At 58.8% G+C, this 204-nt stretch carries 2 tRNA genes; both read right to left on the bottom strand.

The features are described 5' to 3' along the window. Position 1 precedes the first annotated feature (1 nt). Positions 2-77, bottom strand: a tRNA-Ala gene (locus ACQRBV_RS17100). A 50-nt stretch (positions 78-127) separates the two neighbouring features. Continuing rightward, positions 128-203 (bottom strand) — tRNA-Glu (locus ACQRBV_RS17095). Between the last annotated feature and the right edge of the window lies 1 nt (position 204).

Here is a 204-nt window from a genome sequence, read left to right as displayed (position 1 = left end):
TTGGTGGAGCTAAACGGGATCGAACCGTTGACCTCTTGCATGCCATGCAAGCGCTCTCCCAGCTGAGCTATAGCCCCGGATTTTTCGCCTCGCGGCGCAGCAGACCTTTCGAACTGCTTGTTGAAACTGGCGTCCCCTAGGGGACTCGAACCCCTGTTACCGCCGTGAAAGGGCGGTGTCCTAGGCCACTAGACGAAGGGGACA

It is taken from the genome of Pseudomonas sp. R11F (genome assembly GCF_050312575.1).
In the GTDB taxonomy this organism is placed as follows: Bacteria; Pseudomonadota; Gammaproteobacteria; order Pseudomonadales; family Pseudomonadaceae; genus Aquipseudomonas; species Aquipseudomonas palleroniana.
This window is presented reverse-complemented; position numbering and strand designations above follow the sequence as displayed.